We start from the raw sequence: 19,774 nt of genomic DNA, 5'->3' as shown, positions 1-19,774 counted from the left end.
GAGTAGATGATGAAAGAACGTTCAAAGGCATATCAGAACCGGATTGATAAAGCACTGGCCACCCCCAAGTTGCAGCAGGCCTTGCACCAGTTTGGTGACGCTTACCTGCTGGCGCGCGAAAAAGCCTTCAGCGGACTTGATTTTGATGCTCTGCGTCAGGAGATAGGGGTGATGAAGGATGATGTGCGCATCAACCACGCCCGTTATCTTCAGCAGTTCATCGATAATGCCCAGGCGGCCGGGGCGACGATCTATCAGGCAGCGACCGCCGAGGATGCCAACCGCTACATTGCCGAACTGGCGGTCAAGCAAGGGGTCAAGCTGACAGTCAAGAGTAAGAGCATGGCCAGCGAAGAGACTCATCTCAACAAGGCGCTAGAAGCCGCCGGGGTCAAACCGCTGGAGACCGATCTGGGTGAATGGATTTTGCAGCTTTCAGGCCAGCGGCCCAGCCACATGGTGATGCCGGCGATCCATATGTTCAAGGAAGAGGTCGCCGAACTCTTTAGCCGTGAGACTGGACAGGAAGAACCGGCAGATATCAAGCATCTGGTCGAAGTGGCCCGTCAGCAGTTGCGCCAGGGTTACCTCGACGCCGAGATGGGAATTTCCGGAGCTAATCTGGCGATCGCCGAAACCGGCGGGATCGCCCTGGTGACCAACGAGGGGAACGCACGTCTGGCCACCACCCTGCCGAAAACTCATGTCGCGCTGGTCGGGATCGACAAACTGGTACCGACCCTCGAAGATGCGGCCAGGGTCATCCGCGTGCTGCCGAAGAATGCCACCGGCCAGGCTTTAACCAGCTATGTCACCTGGATTCGCGGCGCGGTTCCCTGTGAAGAGGGTGAAAAGGACCTGCATATCGTGCTGCTCGACAACGGCCGCAGCCGTCTGGCGGCTGACGAACACTGCTGCGATACCAGCCGTTGCATCCGCTGCGGGGCCTGTGCCAACGTCTGTCCGGTCTACCAGAGCGTCGGTGGTCACGTGTTCGGGCACATCTATATCGGCGCTGTCGGTATCATTCTGACTGCCTTTTTCCATGGCCTGGATAACGCCGCCGAGATCGTCAAGGCCTGCATCGGTTGTCGCTCCTGCGTTGCGGTCTGTCCGGCGAATATCGATCTGGAGGGGATTATCCTCTCCCTGCGTGAAACCATCGCCGACAAGGAAGGGATCGGTGGCGCCAAGTCGCTGGTCTTCAGAAAGGTGATGCGCAATCGCAAACTGTTCCACGGTCTGCTGCGCGCGGCAAGCGTACTGCAGAAGCCGGTGACCCGCGGGGAACGGACCATCCGTCACCTGCCGCTCTTCTTCTCGCCCCTCACCGAATGGCGCACCCTGCCGGCGATTGCCGACAAACCGCTGAGGGATGTCTGGCCTAAGCAGACATTGAAGACGCCACGTCAGAAGGTTTCACTTTTCGGCGGTTGCGCAAATGATTTCCTCTACCCGGAACTCGGGACCGATCTGGTCGAGGTGATGAACCATCTGAATGTTGAAGTTGATTACCCGCTTGAGCAGAACTGTTGCGGGGTCCCGGCGCTCTACTCGGGGGACAAGACGACTGCGGTCGAACTGGCTAAACAGAACATAGACGCGCTGCTGGCCGGAAATCCCGACGCCGTACTCACCACCTGCCCAACCTGCACCATGGCGTTGCAGCGGGATTTTGTTGAGCACTTCAAGGACGATCACCAGTGGCTGGCCAAGGCCGAAAAGCTTTCATCGATCACGGTGGATGCTGCCGGCTACATCGTCAATCAACTGCAAGCCGCCGAGCAGTTCAAGGATCTGCCGTTGGCGCAGAAAATTACCTATCATGACTCCTGCCACTTAAAGCGCGGGGCTGGAGTCTGGCGAGAGCCGCGTGAGTTGATCCAAACCTCGGGTCATGAACTGATCGAGATGGATCACGCTGATCGCTGCTGCGGCTTCGGCGGCAGTTACTCGCTGACCAGCCACCCGGAAATTGCCAAAAAAATTCTGGGGGACAAGCTGCAGGATATTGAAAAGTCTGGCGCCGATTGCGTCGCGATGGACTGTCCGGGCTGCATGATGCAGCTGCGTGGCGGGCTCGAGAAGAATGAATCCAAGGTCACCGTCGCCCACACCATCGAACTGCTGGCTGCCGGGCTACGGGCTGAAAAGGCAAAAGGTTAGACCCTAACAGAAAATCCCAAGTGCTAGCCTGGCTTCTCTCTCCAGGTGTTTCCCCCGTGTTGCGCCTCCTGTGACACGGGGATTTTTTTTGTTGGATACGCTTCCAAAACCCTGATCGTTTGCAAAAAGGTTCGATTCACGGGCGCGGGGATATCGTATGCTTCAGCGAGTTCGACAACCTTGCCCGCAAAAATTTCGACCTCTGTTTTTCTCCCTGCCTCAATGTCTTGCAACATCGAGGTTTTCCCCTGTGGCGCAAGGGCATGGAGGACAGGGTACCAATCTTCGATGGCGTCCTCTCCCAATTTTATCCCGGTAACATCAGCGAGGGCGATGACTTCACGCATTAAGGCTATCATCAACTGTTGAGCTTCCCTCGATTGCTGGAAAACCGAATAGGGTGCGCGCAGGACGGCTGACGCCTGGTTCATGCCGACATTGATCATAAATTTCCACCAGAGCATGCGGATCATATCCGGCGGGGTCTCAAAGGGAATCCCGGCCAGCCGAAATAAATCCTGGACCGTTTTAACTCTGGGACTGAGCTGCTGGTTGTCTGCCGCCCCGAAAATTTGTTTTCCCGGATTTGTATAGCTGACCTCGCTCCCCTCACGCACCGCATCGATGCCGACTGAGATGGTATAGAGCACTTTGTCCATGCCGTAGATCGACCCGAGGAAGTTCTCACTGTCCAGTCCGTTCATGACCGAGATGATCGTGGTCTGATCACCGACCAGGTTTTGCAGGTCATGGGCAGCTTCTGCCAGCTGATGGTGTTTTAAGGCGACAATAATCAGAGTGGCCGGATCGGGTTTTTCTTCAGGATGGACCAGCGGGATTTTAAAATGCTGGCCATTGACCTGTACACCGTTTTCCATTAATCGGGCGTAACGTTGGCCTTTTGCCAGGACTGAGGTGCAGACATGTGGAGTCAAGAGGAACCGGCTGGCGAAATAGGCCCCCATTGCGCCGAGGCCAAGAATGGCAACTTTCTCTGGTCGAGTCATGGATTGTTTCCTGTTTTGCGTCGTTTTGTCAGGGCGAATGTATCACAGACCGAACCGTTTGAGGGTTTCGACCGGTGCCTGATCGAAATGTGAAAATTCCATGGTGAAGCTGCCGCTTCCCTTGGTCGCGCTGCGCAGTTCGGTCATGTAACCGAACATTTGGGTCAACGGGATGGTCGCGTGGATCAGGTCCTGATCGGCGTTGGTGAGGATGCCGGCGACCTGCCCGCCTTTCTGCTGCAGGCTCCCCATGACGCGGCCGGTGTGTTCGCTGGGTGTGGTCAATTCAAGTTGCATAATCGGTTCGAGCAGGGTGGGACCCGCTTTACGCCCCGCTTGAATAATGGCGAGATGCAGGGCGGCCAGAATCCCGCGCGGTGTGGTTTTGACCGGATCAAAAGGGATCTCCAGAATTTCGACCTTGAGGTCTGTCAGGGGGTAACCGGCGACGACTCCGGCGTGGCAGGTTTGTTCAATTTCGGGTTTGAGTGCCACAGAAATTTCGGGGGTGAGGCTCTCCAGAAGCGTTGGCGGGAGATCAATCTGTACCCCGCTGCGCCGGGGCAGCGGGGTCAAGCGCAGCAGGACGTCGCCCTGGTTGAGGTGCCCATCGATTTCGTGTTCGAAAAGTTCACGATGTTCGATCTGCTTTTGCAAGGTTTCGCGGTAGACCACCTGGGGCTTGCCGGTGTTAACCTGAACGCCGAAATCGGACTCGAGTCGTTGCACAATCACTTCCAGATGCAACTCGCCCATGCCGGTCAGCAACGTCTGGCCCGTATCTGGGTCTTCTGTGACCCTGAAGGTTGGATCTTCCCATTGGAGTTTGTCGAGGGCCAGACTCAGTTTTTCGCGGTCATCGATACCGCGTGGTTCGACCGCGAGCGATACCACCGGTTCGGGATATTCGAGGCCGGCGAGGATCAGGGGGTGCTCATTGCGGCAGAGTGTGTCGCCTGTCAGCACGGATTTGAGCCCGGATGCGGCGACGATATCACCGGCGCTGGCCGAGGTTATCCTTTCGCGCTTGTGGGCATGCATGCGGAAAAGCCGGGCGACCTTTTCGGGTTGCATGCGATTACTGACCAGCAGGCTGTCGCCAGCTTCAAGGCTGCCAGAGTAGATGCGCAGATAGGTCAGCTTACGTCCTTCGTCCGCGACCACCTTGAAGGCGAGTGCGCAAAGGGGTCCGTCGGGATCGCAGGGAATGGTTTCGCTCTGATTGTCTTCCGGGTGGCGCCCCAGGGCCGGGATGCAGTCGCGAGGGGAGGGCAGGAATTGGTCGACGGCATCCAGCAGAGGCTGAATTCCTTTGTTGCGCAGCGCCGAACCAAGCAGCACCGGAAAAATCTCACCGGCAATGGTTCCCTTGCGCAGGGCGGCGATCAGGCGTTCGTTGCTGACAGGTTGACCATTCAAAAAATCGCCCAAAATCATTTCATCAAAATCAGCCGCGACCTCGACGATCAGCTCGCGGTGGCTGGCGATCTGTGCTGCGAAAGACGCGTTGGCTGCTGAAACCTGTAGACTGCACCCCTGATCCTCGTTCGAAAAGAGAATCTGCTGACTGTTGAGGATATCAATCACCCCGCAGAAATTCTCTTCGATCCCGAGCGGGAGCTGGAGCAGTACCGGGCGAGCGTTGAGCCTTTGGGCAATGGTCTGCATGACTCGTTGATAGTCGGCGCCGATCCGGTCCATTTTATTGATCAGGCAGATGCGGGGCACCTGATAGTGGTTGGCCTGGCGCCAGACCGATTCACTCTGGGGCTGCACCCCTTCTACCGCACTGAAAATGGCGATGGCACCATCGAGTGCACGCAGAGAGCGTTCAACTTCGATGGTAAAATCGATGTGGCCGGGGGTGTCAATCAGATTGATCTGCAGGTCGTGCCAGCGGCAACTGGTGGCACTGGCGGTAATGGTGATGCCGCGCTCTTGTTCTTGAGCCATCCAGTCCATGGCCGAAGCACCGTCATGTACTTCACCCATTTTGTGAATTTCGCCGCTGTAGAAGAGGATCCGTTCGGAAAGGGTCGTTTTGCCCGCATCGATATGCGAGATGATCCCGATATTGCGCATCCGGTCGAGTTTGGTTGCTGGCATGTTCCCCCCGATTTGGAGAAGGGTGTTACCCGGCGCGAAGTTGGACCAGAGCATTGGGGTCAAGATCGTGATGACTGAAGTATTCGCGTTCGATCTCTTCGATGGTAAAGCGGTCTAATCCGCTGTTGGTCAAGAAGTCATTGCGCAGACACAGATCACTTTCGGATATAATCTGCGGCAGCAGGTTGTGGAGATAGACTGCTTCTTTTTTGATATGCATCACCACATCTTCAAACAGGGCGATTGGGATATCCTGATCTAAAGCCCCGGTGTCGCGTAATTCGTTACTGATTTCGTTGAGAAGCTCTTCCTGCTCCTTACGCGTATAGTAGCGCGAGTAAGAGTTCCGGATTCTCTTCTTTGCCTGCCCCAACAGCAAAAGGAAGAGGCGCTCCTCTTCGTTGAGCCGGGCAAGTTCGGTGACCAGATCGTTAATACTCTGCTGACCGGCAACGATCCGGTCGAGACCCCGGCGCAAGACCTTGATCTTGCGCCGACCGAAGCGACCTAGATAGTCGTTCTCTTCGATGGATGAGAAGAAGAGTTTTTCAAAAAGTCCGGGTTGCAGGGACTCAAAAGAATCACGGCTGCCCAGCAGGCTGCGTACGACCTCGTCGTTGAGCCGGTAGCCGTCCATGAAGGCCAGTTGACTGATCTGCTGGGAACTGCTGTCAAAACGATCAAAAAAGGTGATGATGTAAGAGAAATTCTCCAGCAGAAGCAGATCTGCTCCGTCCCGGATCTTTTCATCACAGATTTTGCCGGTTTCAAGCAGCAGGTGTTCAAAGCTGTGATCACGGTTTTTTGCGGCAAGCTGTTTGGCTTCTAGCAGAATGACCATGTCGCGGTTGTCGACGCTGGTTTCGAAGCGTTCTTCTTGAAACATCATCCCCTGCAGGATCTGGCGAGTCTCTGAGATGTAGGTTTTTTCGCGTGGGGCCTCCATCTCCTGTGTTTTCAGAAGCTCATCGAGGGCCAAAAACAGTGCCGTTGGAATCCCTTGACGGACTGACAAGGTTTTCAGCCGGGTCAGGCGTGCGTTGGCGGCCTGGTCAATAAACCCTTTCTGACGACAGGAGATCAGGACCTTTTTATATTCATTGACGATCCGGGAATTGTCTCGATGCTGAAACATGACATCGATGCGGATCCGTTCTTGCTGATATCGATCAATTCCAAGGGTTAACGCCAGGTTGTCAAGTTCAGTCAGGGCATTGGTATCGAGGTTGTGGTTGGCAAAATAGAGTTCGCGGAAGCGTTGCTGGAAGCAGCGATGCTTTTTGTGAATCAGGCGGAACAGATAGATTGATGAGCTCTCCGGCAGTTGCTTAAGGAGCTCGGCGCAGAGAGACGAATCGTCAATAGCGCTGAGTTCCAGGGTGCGCTTGCAGGTTTTGCCTATCTTTTGCAGGATTTGAAGCTGTTGTCCTTTGATGTTCTCTTCATTGAGGGGGTCGTGGACGAAGAAAAAGGTGTTGTAGATCGCATGACCTTCGAGAAACAGGCGGCTGTAGCTGTGGTCACCGTCGGTGCTGTTGCTGAAGAGCAGACGCGCATTCTTGTCATAGCTTGTGCCGTAAAGTATGAGGCGATTGCGGATATCGGTCTTTGCCAGATCGGCCAGGGGTTGTTCGACCCCGAACATGTACTCGCAGAAGGAACCACCATTCCCCCGATGTTTGACCCCTTGCGGTGTGAGGAAAAATTCGTTGCCGGGTGCAAAGAAGCGGAGTTCTTTACCATTTTGCTGATAAAACTGTGGGCGCGCATCGTTGCCCCCCGCGGAGGTAGCGAAAAATTCAATATTCTCATCGATGTGGCCGTGCAGGCGAAGTTCAGTATTCATCAGTCGAAATCTCTGTCTGCATTTAATGTGGGTAGCGCGAGTGAAATCTGCTGTCCATCATAGGCGAATCCAATTCCCTGTGGGAGCTCTTTTTCATGCAGGGGGTGGTCAATTTCATGGCTGAGATGGGTCAGCCATGTTTGTTGTGCCCCAATCTCCTGCGCCATGGCGACCGCCTGCTGAACATTGAAATGTGTTTTGTGCGGTTTGAGCCGTAGACCATCAAGAATCAAAACATCTAGCCCCTTGAGCAGTTTGAGGGAATTTTTCGGGATTCCATTGCAGTCAGTTAAGTAAGCCAGTGGCCCAATCCGGTAACCGAAGACCTCCATTGCTCCATGCAAAAGCGGGACCGGAATCAGGGTTAGTCCTCCGAGAGTAAAGCTGTTTGCGACAGGGCAGGTTTTCAATTGTGGAATATACCCCGGTTGTGTAACGGGGTCAAAGATGTAGCTGAAGTTATGGCGGATCTGTTGGAGTGTTGAGGCCGCGCCATAGAGCGGTAAGGCTGGCATGTCACGGCGGGTGAAGACCCGGAGATCGTCGATGCCGTGCAGGTGATCCGCGTGAACATGGGTATAGAGGACCGCATCGATATGGCCGATATTTTCGCGCAGCAGCTGTTGGCGCAGGTCGGTTGCCGTGTCGATCAGGATGTTGTGACCGCAAAAGCTGAGTAGCGCACTGCAACGGGTGCGGCGATTACGCGGGTCTTCTGACCGGCAGACCGCACAGGAGCAGCCGATTACCGGAATGCCGGTGCTGGTGCCAGAACCAAGAATTGTCAGCGTCAGGCGGTCAAAGTCCATATTTCAGCGCAGCTCAAGTTAGAGTGAGGATAAAATCGCGCGTTTATCCGATGGCGAAATCGGATCAGTTCCGGCATAGACGCGGCAAAATATACTGTGTGTAGAGATTGTCTGCAGCTCTGGCACAGGAACTGTCGCCGGCGAGTTCAGCATAGGTCAAGATTGGATCGACCAGATTCAGCCCTGCGGGTTGCACGCCATTCCAGAAATTCTGTTTTCCGAAGGGGGCCTGCAGGCTGACATTACCATGCGGATCTGGAGTCAGCTGGAGTTGCAGCATAACTTCCTGTTGCTGTTGCGAGTTGATATAGAGCACCGCCGATTCCGGGTCAAGGTGATTGGTTAACAACGATGCGCCCAATTGTCCGCCGAGCATTACCGTTGCTCTATCAGAGGAGCTGCGTAACAGCTCCGGCAATTGTTGCAACGAATAACTCGAATTCAGGGAGCAGCGTTGAACTAACATGCGTGGTCGCAGGGTCTCAAGATACCCGAGTTGCCAGCGTTGCAGAAGGTCTTCGGCGGCAGTTAGTTCTCTACCCTCAGAACTGAGCATGAGATTTCCGCGATTTTTCAGTTCTTTAAAAATATCTCCGATTGCTCCCAACGCAATACCGGCGTCCTCGGCAAGGATTCGATAGGAGGCATTGACGCTCTGTGGATTGCGCAGGAAGAGGTATATCAGTTTCAGCCCCGCGGATCGGAACAGGCGGTCGAGCCCACCACTGACCTGCAGATGTCGTTGCCCCGCAATTTCGACATAGAGCGGCGCCTGTTGCAGGAGCAGGTTGCCGGCGCAATCAGCGAACTCAATTTTTTTCTGCTTTAATTTGGCGGCCAGGTTGGGGCTGACGTAATGGGTCAAAAGCAGGGGGGCACAATTTGCCGGAGCTGCGGTTGTTTTTAATTGATGAATCACCAGATCGGCGATCTCTGGAGAAAGTTTGGGTACGACCTTAAGGAAGTAATATTTTTCACCCCAGTCCCCGCCGATTTTAATGGTTCCCGCAAACGGCCCGCCCAGTTTTTTGATGACGAAGTCAATATGACATCCAGGCAGACTGCGGATCGCCTTCATGCTGCCAAAGATAATTTGTTCATCGCGTTGTTTGGTCTTGTTGGTCATGAGATCTCAGCTTTATGGGTTTTTGTGTTCACTAAAGTCAGGGTGTTCAATGGTATTGATAGCGGCAATTATTGAAACTGAAGAGGGCCGTCTTGTCAAGCGTTCTCTGCCGGTTCAACGCAGTCGTCTAGAGATAATTTTCGATTTGAAGCCCTTTGAGAAGCGGGTCGACTTCAGCCAGAATCCGACTGCTATCTGGTAGATTAAACTCGGGTGCATCTTTCAAGCGGCGGCCTTCGGCGGTGATGATCAATTTAAGCTTCAGCGAGTGCTCGCCCAGATGGTTGCGGTCAATCATCAGCGCAATTTCATCATTGTTCAGTCGCACAGGGTGCCAACAGGAAAAGGGCCGAGGAACGCCGTAAAATTTTTCGACATATTCGGGATGAAGATGATTGCCGCTCATGCTTTGCCGTCGATCAAGAGCTTTTTTCGGAGAGCAGGACGGCGCCCAGGCTTGCGGGAATCTGTTTAATTTGGTGCAGGATGATCATGTTTTTTGTCCAGGGTGGCGAGGCTGAGATCTGCCGCCCGCTGGACAACGCCGTGGGGCGATTTGCGCCAGCGCTCAAACGCCTGATCCAGATTTTTATCCCCGAGTTTGCCAAGGGTCAGAATAATTTCGGCACGAAACTCCTCGAGCCGAGGTCGGCGGAGCAGATTGGGACGTTTGGCCAGGGAGAGGAGTGGGGCGATCACTTCTTTTTGCCCGATCAGACCGAGTCCCGAAACTGCGTCTCGGCGGATCTCCGTATAGCGGCCGAAGGGGTCAAACTGCTGAGCAATCGCCAGCAGGGGAGGGACGGCAAGGTTGCTCCTGGTGGCGCCGAGAGCTTTGACCGCCGGGCGGCGTAAGGCGAAGAAGGGATCCTGTGCGAGCAGGCTCAGTGGTACGACCGCCATGTCTCCGCCGATCATCGCCAGTGCGCTAATCAGCGCACGTCTGACCCGCTGATCCGGATGTTTAACCAGTGGTTCAAGCAGGGTGATTCCGGGGGCAAGGCGTAAGTTGCCGATCAGCGTGACTGCGTTGCGCACCACATACCACTTGCTGCTATGAATCATTTCACGCAGCAGGTCGAGGAGAGGTTCCCCCATTTTGGTGAGCATTGAACTCAGGCGATTGCGAACGTTGCTTGCTTCCTCGCGACCGATTTGCTCCAGCATTTGAGGGGCTATTCTTAGACCCAGCCCGATGATGAGGTGTTGCAGCCGTCGGTATTGTTGCGGTGTCAAGGTCGTGCTTTTGAACTGTGCCAGCAACAGATCTACCATCGGCCTGCTTAGTAAGTGTTCAAGGGCACTGGCGGCACGGTCGCGCTGAAAGGGACTGCGTTCGGTCTGTTGGCTTTGTGCCAGCAGCAGCGGCAGGATTCGCAGAATCCCGGGCGCACCGCTCTGTTCAAAATATTGGGGGGCCAGTTTGAGCAGCTGGTCGATCTGTTGCCCGTATTCCTCGTCGGCTTGTTTTATCTGGAGCTGTTCAACGAGGGTTCTCAGTTGTTGGACCAGATCTATAGCTTTGGGCGGCTCTGCGGGGGGTAATGCGCTCATCCCGATCTGCTCGGCGGCCTGTTCTGTTTCAACGGCGAATTGTTGACGTTTCTGCAGAGCTTCATCCAGGCTGCTCTCATTCAACCAGATACTGTTTACTTTGCGGCTGCGCAAAAAAGTCTGGAGTCCACCGCCGCTATATATTTCTTCTGCTGGCGTTGTCAGTCCATCGGCCAGGTAAAGTAGTTCCTGAGCCTGGAGATCGCTGAGAAAAATTATCTGATTAACCCGTCGCTCGGCAAGCAGGTAAGCCAGATCGAGTAAGGCGGGGTTCTTTTCGCCAATCCTGTCTTCGCCCAGGGTAAACCCCTTTTGAGAGGACTGGATGGCACGCCGCTCCTGATGCGTGAGCAGTGGCTTAAAGCAGGTCATGCAGTCCGTAATGGCGGCATGCAGGCTGGGGTGCTCCCTGGGATAAAAGCGTAGCGCCTTCAGAAGTTTGATCAGGCCAGTGAGTGCCTGCTCTATCTCAAGGATCAGCTGATTTTCAGCCAATGATACCTCCGCAAACTGTCAGGTTCTGTCTAAACCCGTAGACGTGATCCATGGCAGGATACCCGGTCGTGTCGGAGTTGTAAATAACCCCTTATATTTCGGGTATTTGCTGACTTTCAATCAGCCCTGGTCGGGGGATTCGGGGCTATCGATAATACAGAAACTGGTATCATGAATCCCTTCGTCCTCGGGGCGATAAATATTTTCTATTAAAGATGCAAATCGTTGATTAATGATTTTGCGCTTCAGCTTCAGGGTGGGGGTGACTTCCCCCTGGGTGCCGATAAAGTCCCGGGACAGCAGGGTGAAACGGCGGATCTTCTTGTAGTTTGGGCGATCTCGCTGGAGTTGATCGATCCTGCGACGGATCAAGTTGAGAATCTGTGGATGGTTAACCAGATCGCATTGATCGAGAAAATTAATTTTTTTGTAAGCGGCATAAGCGATCAAGGCCTCAAAGTCAGGAACAATCAGCGCCGTCAAATAGGGTCTGCGATCACCGTGAACCATGACGTTACTGATGTAACGATCGGTTTTGAGGGTATTTTCGATCTCCTGTGGAGCAACTTTTTTGCCGCCGGCGGTGACGATAATATCTTTTTTACGGTCAGTGATCTGCAAATAGCCCTCAGCATCGAGCTGGGCGACATCTCCCGTGTGAAACCAGTCATCACTAAAGGCCTCTGCCGTCTGTTCCGGCAGTTGCCAGTACCCTTTTGTGACACTGGGGCCCCTGACCAGAAGCTCACCGTCATCAGCAATCCTGACTTCGATGTTGCTCAGCGGCAGGCCGACTGTTCCGAGACGATGATGTCCAGGGTAGTTGACGGCGATGACCGGTGAAGTCTCGGTGAGCCCGTAACCTTCATAAATGGGGATTCCCGCGGCGAGGAAAAACTCGGCGATCTCTTGAACCAGTGGTGCTCCGCCAGAGATAAAAAAGCGCAGTCGGCCACCAAGGCGCTCGCGCAGTTTGGCGAAGACAAGTTTTGAAAAAATGGCCATCGCCAGGTTGAGTCCCATTCCGGGGTGGCGGCCTTGCTGCTGGCAGGCGACCTGCGCTTTACCGGCCTTGAGAGCCATGAAAAAGAGTTGTTTTTTTATCCAGGGGCCAGAAGAGATACGTTCCAGGATGCGGTTGTACATCTTTTCATACAGACGTGGCACGCTGGTGACGACGGTCGGCTGGATCTCGGCGAGATTGGCCGGCACCGTGTCTATACTTTCGGCGTAGGCGATGGTGACTCCCTGATGCAGCATCAGATAATAACCAGCCATGCGTTCAAAGATGTGTGACAGTGGCAGAAAGGACAGACATTGATCGGTCGCATCGAGTCTGATCAGCTGACTGCAGGCTTCGACATTGTTGAGAATGTTACTGTGAGTCAGCATAGCTCCCTTCGGGGTCCCGGTGGTGCCTGAGGTGTAGACCAAGGTTGCGAGCCCTTCATATTGTCCAGCCGCGAGAGTTTTTTCCAGTTTTTCAGGTTTTGTCTTTTGTCCCAATTCAAGAAATTCAGCGAGGGTCATCACCCGTGAATGTGCAAAACTCCCTTCAAGCAGGATGACTTTCTCGAGCTTCGGGAGTTGTTCAATCTGAGCCATGAGTTCGGCGGTAAAGCTGGCAGAATGAGCAAAGAGGAAATGACTTTGCGAATCGTTAAGGATATGGATGATTGTCTTGAGCCCTTCGGTATGGTAAACGGGCACAGAGCACCCGCCCGCCGCCATAATACCGAGATCGGCCCAGGCCCATTCGGGTCGATTCGGGGACATGATAGCAGCGTGCTGGCCTGCTTTCAGACCCAGGGTCATCAGTGCCCGGCCATAGGTATTGATGCTTTCGGCGAGTTGAGACCAGCTGATGTCCTGGTAGCGACCTCCTGATTTACGACGCATGACAGTCTGTCCCTGGTATCTTTCGCACTGACGCAAAACCATTCTGGGTAAGGTGTCTTTCATAATCGGCTCCTTTTGCGCGATGAAATAAGGACAGGATTCTTTGATTCTAGCATGGGAAAGACAATTTTGATTCTTGGAATTACAGGGAGTATCGCCACGGGTAAAAGCCTGGTGACTGAGCTTCTGCGCCAAAAGGGTGCTGCGGTTCTGAGCGCCGACCAACTGGCCAGGGATGTGGTTGCGCCCGGGACGGAGACCCTTGCAGCGCTGGTGAAGATGTTCGGTCCCCAGATCCTGACGCGCGCTGGGGCGCTGGATCGAGAGTGTTTGGGGCGTCTGGTCTTTGCTGATGCAGAAGCGCGCCAGAAAATGAATAAACTTATGCACCCGGCAATCGCTCAGCTTGCTGAAGATCGCCTTGCTGTGCTGGCACAAACCGGGGTGGCGCTTGTGGTTTATGAAGCCCCACTCCTGTATGAAGCCGGAGCTGAGAAACGTGTCGATAAGGTTCTGGTTGTGACTCTTGATCCGGGCCTGCAGTTAAGTCGCCTGGTTGAACGCGATCATCTGGATGTCGGCGAAGCGCTTCAGCGCATCCAGGCACAAATGTCACAGGCTGAAAAGAAAACGCGAGCCGATTACCTGATTGATAACTCAGGCAGTCTGCATGACCTTCAGATCCAGGTGGATCGGCTCTGGGCCAAACTGGTGGGATAACCCACCCTGTTTCTGACTGATAGTGACCTGGGTCGGATCACCCTAGAAAGGCGGCGGTCATAGCATAGACGGCTTCGAATTCGGGATTTTCGTCCGTGCTCAGCACATGGGGCGATTGAGGGCCAAACAGGTGAAATTCCTTTTGCGGACTCCCAAGCAAGTGAAACAGCGTCAGGGCACTGTCTCTGGCGACGGTCTGGTCCCCTTCGGCAGCCAATATTAGGGTCGGAAGCATTATCCGCTTGAGGGTGGGCTTGAGCTCATTTCGCAGACGCAATATCTGCTCAATTCCGGCCAGTGGTCGACGTTCATAGTAATGAAGCTGCTGGAGAGGGGGGAGAGTTCTTTGTTGAAAAGGGATCAAATATTTCAGGAACCGGGAAAAACGCGCCAGAGGGTGCTTAAGGCTCAGGAAGGGTGAGAGCAAAACCAGGCGCGAAAGAGGTTTATGCCTCGAAAGGGCCAGCCCCAGTAACGCGCCGGTGCTCTGCCCCACCAGTGAGATCGGCATCCCGGTTTTTTGTAATATAGCGTAACCGCGCTCAAGGGTCTGTAGCCAGTCTTGCCAGCGGTAGCGGCTCAGATCCTCAGGTGTCGTGCCATGTCCGTCCAGTCTAACGCCCAGCGTCACATAGCCTCGGGCACAGAGAAACTCTCCGAGGGCACGCATTTCATAAGGGGTTCCGCTGAAGCCGTGAATCAGGAGCAGTGCCTTGCCGTTGGTCTTATCGGGCTCGAACAGAAAGGGTAGGTTCTCTCTATGACCGACTCCTTCATGCTGTGCGCGCTCAAGCTCTGAGGTAAAGTCCAGCAGCATTGTCAGCCTGTGAAAACGCTAAAGGGCTCCTGAACGGAGCCCTTTGGATTAGGATAATGGAGTCGCAAAAATATCAGTGCGGAAAACCGAGGCGGGTCGACAAATCTTCGCCAGCGTGCAGAATCATCGGGATCAATTCTTCTTTCATCCGTTTGTCTTCAAGACGCATGCTCGGCCCGGAGATGCTGACGGCACCAACAATGCGCCTGGTGTAGTCACGTATCGGTGCGGCAATACACCGCACGCCCAGGTCAAGCTCTTCATCGTCAATGGCGTAACCATTGGTGCGGATCAATTCAAGCTCAGCCTTAAGCTTCTTGATGTCGACCAGGGTTGTTGGGGTGTGCTGTGCCAATTTCTGCTCTGCCATGGTGGCCTCAAATTCTTCGTCTGACATAAATGCCAGATGAACCTTCCCTGAGGCGGTGCAGTAGGCAGGCAGGCGAGACCCGACGCGTGAAACGACGCGAACTGTCAGGCTGGTTTCAACCACATCAAGATAAACGATGTGATTTTCCTTGAAGATGGAGACATAGGCGGTCTCATTCCCCTCTTCAACCATGCGATCAAGAATCGGACGGGCCTGGCGAAGCAGGCCCATCTGTTTGATGAAGGTCTGTCCAAGTTCTAACGCTTTCAGCCCAAGTCGATAGTTTTCAGTGGCGCGATTCTGCTCGATATAACCACGAGACTCGAGGGTTGCCAACAGGCGGAAAACATTGTTTTTGTGGAGTTTTAACCGTTTGCTCAGTTCGGTGACCCCAAGTTCATCGATGTCACCATGAAACTGCTCAAGCAGATCAAGCGCGTGTGACACGGCCTGAATTATATATTCAGATTTATCTTTTTTGACCATGATATGTTCCGTCCTCCTGGATGGCGTGCGATTCGCATAAACCCCGTGATTCTATACCCGGGGGAATGACCTGTCAAGCTGTGTATGGGTGATTCTTCAGTCATTTCACCGCCCCTTAAAGACTATAGAATGCTGTTTTATTGTTGTCAATCATCTGTTTGAATTTAACTTTGACGAGGTCTCATTGGCAGACATGTTTATGTGCTGATGGCAGCGCTTTGGCTTCGGGAAACAGGGGTGGACAAGGCTTCTCATGGCAAATAAAGGAATTTTTTATCTGGGCGCGCTGTTTTGATTTAAGGGGATAAAGACCTTGCTCGAATGGACGCGGCCAGGAGCTTGAACGCAGGCGATGCGGGTCGCCCTGTCGGCGCTGGCGAGTTGGGCAGGAAGATGAGGGAGGTCGTTCAGCCCCTCAAGTTGGAGCAGCTCCGGCAGCATCACGCACCTTGGTCGCTATCGGTGCGGGCGATTTTTAAGGCGGTTCTTCTTTCTTCGAGCATTTTCTCACGTCCTTTTTTTCTAGAAATCCCCCGGGCTTTGAAGATGGTCAAGCGTGCCTTGTTTTTATCTGCCGGAAAAATTAATCTTAAGCTCCTTGTCCGTTGTGCTGCTGAAGGGTACAATCAAAAGAATGAAGAGGGGGGTGCCTTCTATGAAATCCAAACATACATCGTATCTGGTCAGTCTTGTAAGTCGTCTTTTGTATCGAACCATTTTGGTCTGCGCGCTATTTCTGGTGTTTGGGGTTTCGACCGGCCACGCTGAGCGGGAGGATCTGTCACGCGTTGCTGCGAACAGTTTTCTTGAATTGCTTGATGCGGGTAATTATATCCAGGCCTGGTGGGAGGGGAGCGAACTTTTGCATCAGACGACAGATCTTGATACCTGGGTCGCCGAGCAACTCGTTCAGCGCCAATTACTCGGACACCTTACGGAGCGCACAATTAAAGGTGTAACCGAACGTACGGTGATGAGTGGCTTTCCCGATGGGGATTATCGCATTTTTGTGGTTGGCAGTCGCTTTGAAAAGAAACAGAAGGCTTTGGAGCTGCTGATCCTTAACAAGGAGCCTTTCGAGGACTGGCGGGTGGTCTCCTATCGATTGCGATAGTCAGACCTGGCGGTAGTGTAATAAAAAACGGGTTGCGCCTTCAGTGGCGGCAACCCGTTTTTCTGATTTTAGGTTATGTTTGAACTCTAAAAGGGGATCTCATCATCGTCATTGTAAGTCGGTTCTTCAAAGTCTCTACTCTGTGGGGCAGCTTTCGACGGTTGCCCTCCGGCGGAGCCTCCGCTCTGAGGTTGTCCGCCATAACGACCCTGATTCCCACCTGCATCGTGGTGCGCAGGTTTTCCGCCGTGACCACCGCTCTGATCGTCAGTTTTGCTCCCCAGCATATGCATCTGGTCGGCAACGATTTCGGTAATATATTTTTTGTTGCCGTCGCGATCGTCATAGGAGCGGGTCTGAATCTTCCCCTCGATATAGATCTGCTTGCCCTTGTGGAGGTATTTACCACAGATCTCGGCCAACTGGCGCCAGGCCACGATGTTATGCCACTCGGTTTTCTCCTGACGATTGCCGTCCCGATCTTTGTAGCGCTCGGTTGTCGCCAGAGAAAAGGTCGCAACCGCTGCGCCTGCGGGGGTGTAACGGAGCTCGGGGTCTTTACCTAGATTTCCGACCAGAATAACTTTGTTGACCGACATGGGTGGCCTCCTTTTTTGCAATGAAACGCCGCGATGGGCTGTCAATTTCAGTGAGTGTCATTTAAGCGGTATTTTCTGATCTGAAAATGTAGCCGATTGAGCTCTGTGAGTAAACCGGTTAATCCACAGACAACAGGCTGACTGGGCAAATGAATGAAAAATGATTGACAAAAGTGCTGATAATTCAGCAATATAGCAAGTTTATTAGGTGTAAGGAGAATTGAGCGTGTTGCGAATTGTCTTTTTTTATGTGCTTTTTTTCCCATGGACGGCATTAGTCATTCTGTGTGGTGCGCCCTTCTCTCTGCTGCGCGCAGATTATATGCACAATAGTGGCAGGCTCTGGGCGCGAGTCACATTATGGCTGGCAGGCGTTCGGCTGCAGGTTTCAGGACACGAACATCTGCCTGTAAATGGCCAACCGGTGATTTTCGCCGGAAATCACCAGAGCAATTTTGATATTCTGTGTTACTTTGCCGGACTGCCGCTGCAGTTTCGCTGGATGGCAAAAGAAGAACTTTTTCAGGTGCCTTTGTTCGGTTTTGCTATGCGCCGTAGCGGATATATTGCGATTGACCGGAGCAACGGACGTAAAGCGATGAAGGGCATAACTCTGGCTGCCGAACGGATTCAAAGCGGGACCTCGGTAGTGATCTTCCCTGAGGGGACGCGCAGTTATGATGGTAAACTGCAGGAGTTTAAAAAAGGGGGATTCCTGATTGCGCTCAAGGCTCGGGTGCCGATTGTGCCGGTTGCGATCAGCGGCAGTTGGCAGGTGATGCATAAAGGTGAGTTTAAATTTCGTCCCGGCATTATCCGGCTGCAGATTTTGGCGCCGATTGAGACCGCCTCCTTGACCATTCGTGATTCGGAGCGCTTGCTGGATCAGGTCAGCAGCGTCCTGACCGAAGCTATAGAAAAGGAGAGCCACTTTGCCAATATCAACTGAGCCGATGGTGCGTTTGATGCCGCTGGGCGGGCTGGGCGAGATCGGCTTGAACATGATGGCTCTTGAAACTGCCGGTAAGATTCTGCTTATTGACTGCGGGTTAATGTTTCCCGAGGCCTATATGCTGGGGGTCGATCTGGTGTTGCCCGATGTGGTGATGCTCGAAGAGCGGGTTGAGGATATTGTCGGATTAATTCTGACCCATGGTCATGAAGATCACATCGGCGCCATTCCCTATCTGTGGTCGAAGCTGGGCTGTCCCAAAATCTACGGCACACGCCTGACCCTTGGGCTGCTGCATAATAAACTCAGGGAATTCCAGCTGGAGTCGAAGGTCGAACTTGTAACCCTGGCGCCACGTCAACTGGTCGACATTCCCCCTTTTAAGATCGAGCCTTTTCGCGCGGCCCATTCGATTGTTGATGGGGTCGGCTATGCGATCCGCACTCCGGCCGGAACGGTTATTCATACCGGGGATTTCAAGATTGACGAAACTCCGGTAGACGGTGAAAAAACTGATCTGGAGCGACTGACAGAGCTTGGCGCAGAAGGGGTTCTCCTGCTGCTGGCAGATTCGACCAATGTCGAGAACAGCGGCTATACCCTATCTGAAACCACGGTGGCCAAGGCCTTCGGCGAAATTATGCCCGGCTGTCCGCGGCGGATTATCGTTGCGACCTTTTCGTCCAATATCCACCGCATTCAGCAGGTCATCGATGCGGCAAACGCCTGTGGGCGCAGGATCCTTGTCAATGGCCGCAGCATGGTCTCAAATATCGCTATTTCACGTCAGCTCGGATATCTGCGGGCGACCGATGAGATGTTTATCGATCTGCGTGATCTGCGCGATCTCCCGCCGGAGAAGGTCCTGATTCTGACCACCGGGAGCCAGGGGGAACCGCTCAGTTCTCTCATGCGGATTGCCTTGGGGGATCATAAACAGATCGAGCTTGAAGCGGGTGATACCGTGATCCTTTCGTCCAAGTTTATCCCCGGCAACGAAAAGGCGATCTCCGATCTGATCAATAATCTGTATCGCCGCGGGGCCGAGGTCTTCTACGAAAAAACCAGCGAGATCCATGTCTCTGGCCACGCCAGCCGTGAAGAGCTGAAGCTCATTCATCAGCTGGTGCAGCCGCGCTATTTTGTGCCCATCCATGGTGAGTACCGGCATCTGGTGAAGCATCGTCAGCTGGCGATTGAAATGGGGCTGTCACCCGAGCGGACGCTGGTGCTCGAAAATGGCCAGTCCCTGCTTTTTGATGCAAACAACATCGAGCTCGGGCCGCGGTTTGATCACGGGCGGGTGTTTGTCGATGGCAAGGGGATCGGTGATGTCGGCAGCCTGGAGTTGCGTGACCGGCGGCATCTTGCTAATCATGGACTGGTCATAGCGATGCTGGGGGTGAATCAGGCGACCGGTGAGGTGGTCTACGGGCCAGAAATCTTCACGCGCGGCTTCATCCCTGAAGACGAAGACGCCAGTGAGCAGCTGCTCGAAGAGGCACGTCATCAGTTGCGTGACCTGATCGTCGAACAAAGCATGGGGGCGGTAACCGATTGGGAAGAGTTGCGGATCAATGTGCGCAAAACCCTGCGTCGCCTCTTCAATCGAAATCTTGCCCGGCGGCCGCTGATTCTGCCACTGGTACTTGAACTATAGGGCCGATGGTTATGCTGATTTTCATCAATCTCAGTGGTCGGTTAATGA

General features: G+C 53.8%; 17 protein-coding genes. 5 read left to right on the top strand and 12 right to left on the bottom strand.

The annotated features are described in order from the left end of the window. Positions 1–6: 6 nt before the first annotated feature. A complete protein-coding gene (gene ldhH, locus D888_RS0114025) occupies positions 7–2,166 on the top strand; it encodes an L-lactate dehydrogenase (quinone) large subunit LdhH (protein ID WP_026362404.1) in 2,160 nt (719 codons plus the stop codon). Between the two features lie 23 nt (positions 2,167–2,189). Here ldhH and D888_RS0114020 read toward each other — a convergent pair whose 3' ends face one another. From D888_RS0114020 to D888_RS21750, 8 genes are all read right to left on the bottom strand, one after another. Beyond that, a complete protein-coding gene (locus tag D888_RS0114020) occupies positions 2,190–3,173 on the bottom strand; it encodes a ketopantoate reductase family protein (RefSeq protein WP_020677196.1) in 984 nt (327 codons plus the stop codon). A gap of 42 nt (positions 3,174–3,215) precedes the next feature. Next, positions 3,216–5,279: an elongation factor G gene (gene fusA / locus D888_RS0114015; protein ID WP_020677195.1), complete on the bottom strand. Its 2,064-nt coding sequence runs from the start codon at positions 5,277–5,279 to the stop codon at positions 3,216–3,218. A 25-nt stretch (positions 5,280–5,304) separates the two neighbouring features. Continuing rightward, complete coding sequence (locus tag D888_RS0114010) at positions 5,305–7,125, bottom strand: TIGR04442 family protein (RefSeq protein ID WP_020677194.1); 1,821 nt, start codon at positions 7,123–7,125, stop codon at positions 5,305–5,307. After that, entirely contained in the window at positions 7,125–7,934 is an 810-nt protein-coding gene (locus D888_RS0114005; RefSeq protein WP_020677193.1) for a GPMC system MBL fold metallohydrolase, read from the bottom strand. The genes D888_RS0114010 and D888_RS0114005 overlap by 1 nt, the downstream gene beginning before the upstream one ends. Positions 7,935–7,998: 64 nt before the next feature. After that, complete coding sequence (locus D888_RS0114000) at positions 7,999–9,060, bottom strand: type IV toxin-antitoxin system AbiEi family antitoxin (RefSeq protein WP_020677192.1); 1,062 nt, start codon at positions 9,058–9,060, stop codon at positions 7,999–8,001. Between the two features lie 127 nt (positions 9,061–9,187). Continuing rightward, entirely contained in the window at positions 9,188–9,466 is a 279-nt protein-coding gene (locus D888_RS0113995; RefSeq protein WP_020677191.1) for a hypothetical protein, read from the bottom strand. Between the two features lie 65 nt (positions 9,467–9,531). Further along, positions 9,532–11,109 carry a HEAT repeat domain-containing protein gene (locus tag D888_RS0113990; protein WP_020677190.1) on the bottom strand — a complete coding sequence of 526 codons (1,578 nt, stop codon included), beginning with the start codon at positions 11,107–11,109 and terminating at the stop codon, positions 9,532–9,534. Positions 11,110–11,229: 120 nt separating this feature from the next. Further along, positions 11,230–13,071 carry an AMP-dependent synthetase/ligase gene (locus D888_RS21750; protein WP_020677189.1) on the bottom strand — a complete coding sequence of 614 codons (1,842 nt, stop codon included), beginning with the start codon at positions 13,069–13,071 and terminating at the stop codon, positions 11,230–11,232. Positions 13,072–13,122: 51 nt separating this feature from the next. On the opposite strand from D888_RS21750, the gene coaE reads away from it, so the two are divergent. Further along, complete coding sequence (gene coaE / locus D888_RS0113980; RefSeq protein ID WP_020677188.1) at positions 13,123–13,728, top strand: dephospho-CoA kinase; 606 nt, start codon at positions 13,123–13,125, stop codon at positions 13,726–13,728. Between the two features lie 37 nt (positions 13,729–13,765). Here coaE and D888_RS0113975 read toward each other — a convergent pair whose 3' ends face one another. From D888_RS0113975 to D888_RS24070, 3 genes are all read right to left on the bottom strand, one after another. After that, positions 13,766–14,545, bottom strand: a complete 780-nt coding sequence (locus tag D888_RS0113975; protein WP_020677187.1) for an alpha/beta hydrolase — start codon at positions 14,543–14,545, stop codon at positions 13,766–13,768. A 73-nt stretch (positions 14,546–14,618) separates the two neighbouring features. Beyond that, on the bottom strand, positions 14,619–15,401 hold the full coding sequence (locus D888_RS0113970; protein WP_020677186.1) for an IclR family transcriptional regulator: 783 nt from the start codon (positions 15,399–15,401) through the stop codon (positions 14,619–14,621). 273 nt (positions 15,402–15,674) lie between these two features. After that, complete coding sequence (locus tag D888_RS24070; RefSeq protein WP_020677185.1) at positions 15,675–15,842, bottom strand: hypothetical protein; 168 nt, start codon at positions 15,840–15,842, stop codon at positions 15,675–15,677. Between the two features lie 214 nt (positions 15,843–16,056). Between D888_RS24070 and D888_RS0113960 the strand changes: the two genes are divergently transcribed. Continuing rightward, positions 16,057–16,515, top strand: a complete 459-nt coding sequence (locus D888_RS0113960; RefSeq protein ID WP_020677184.1) for a DUF4019 domain-containing protein — start codon at positions 16,057–16,059, stop codon at positions 16,513–16,515. Between the two features lie 86 nt (positions 16,516–16,601). Here the strand turns inward: D888_RS0113960 and D888_RS0113955 are convergent, their stop codons facing one another. Continuing rightward, on the bottom strand, positions 16,602–17,114 hold the full coding sequence (locus D888_RS0113955; protein ID WP_020677183.1) for a single-stranded DNA-binding protein: 513 nt from the start codon (positions 17,112–17,114) through the stop codon (positions 16,602–16,604). 226 nt (positions 17,115–17,340) lie between these two features. On the opposite strand from D888_RS0113955, the gene D888_RS0113950 reads away from it, so the two are divergent. Continuing rightward, positions 17,341–18,063, top strand: a complete 723-nt coding sequence (locus D888_RS0113950) for a lysophospholipid acyltransferase family protein (protein ID WP_020677182.1) — start codon at positions 17,341–17,343, stop codon at positions 18,061–18,063. A 4-nt stretch (positions 18,064–18,067) separates the two neighbouring features. Continuing rightward, positions 18,068–19,726: an RNase J family beta-CASP ribonuclease gene (locus D888_RS0113945; protein ID WP_020677181.1), complete on the top strand. Its 1,659-nt coding sequence runs from the start codon at positions 18,068–18,070 to the stop codon at positions 19,724–19,726. The last annotated feature ends 48 nt before the right edge of the window (positions 19,727–19,774 follow it).

Source organism: Geopsychrobacter electrodiphilus DSM 16401 (genome assembly GCF_000384395.1).
GTDB classification, from domain to species: Bacteria; Desulfobacterota; Desulfuromonadia; order Desulfuromonadales; family Geopsychrobacteraceae; genus Geopsychrobacter; species Geopsychrobacter electrodiphilus.
This window is presented reverse-complemented; position numbering and strand designations above follow the sequence as displayed.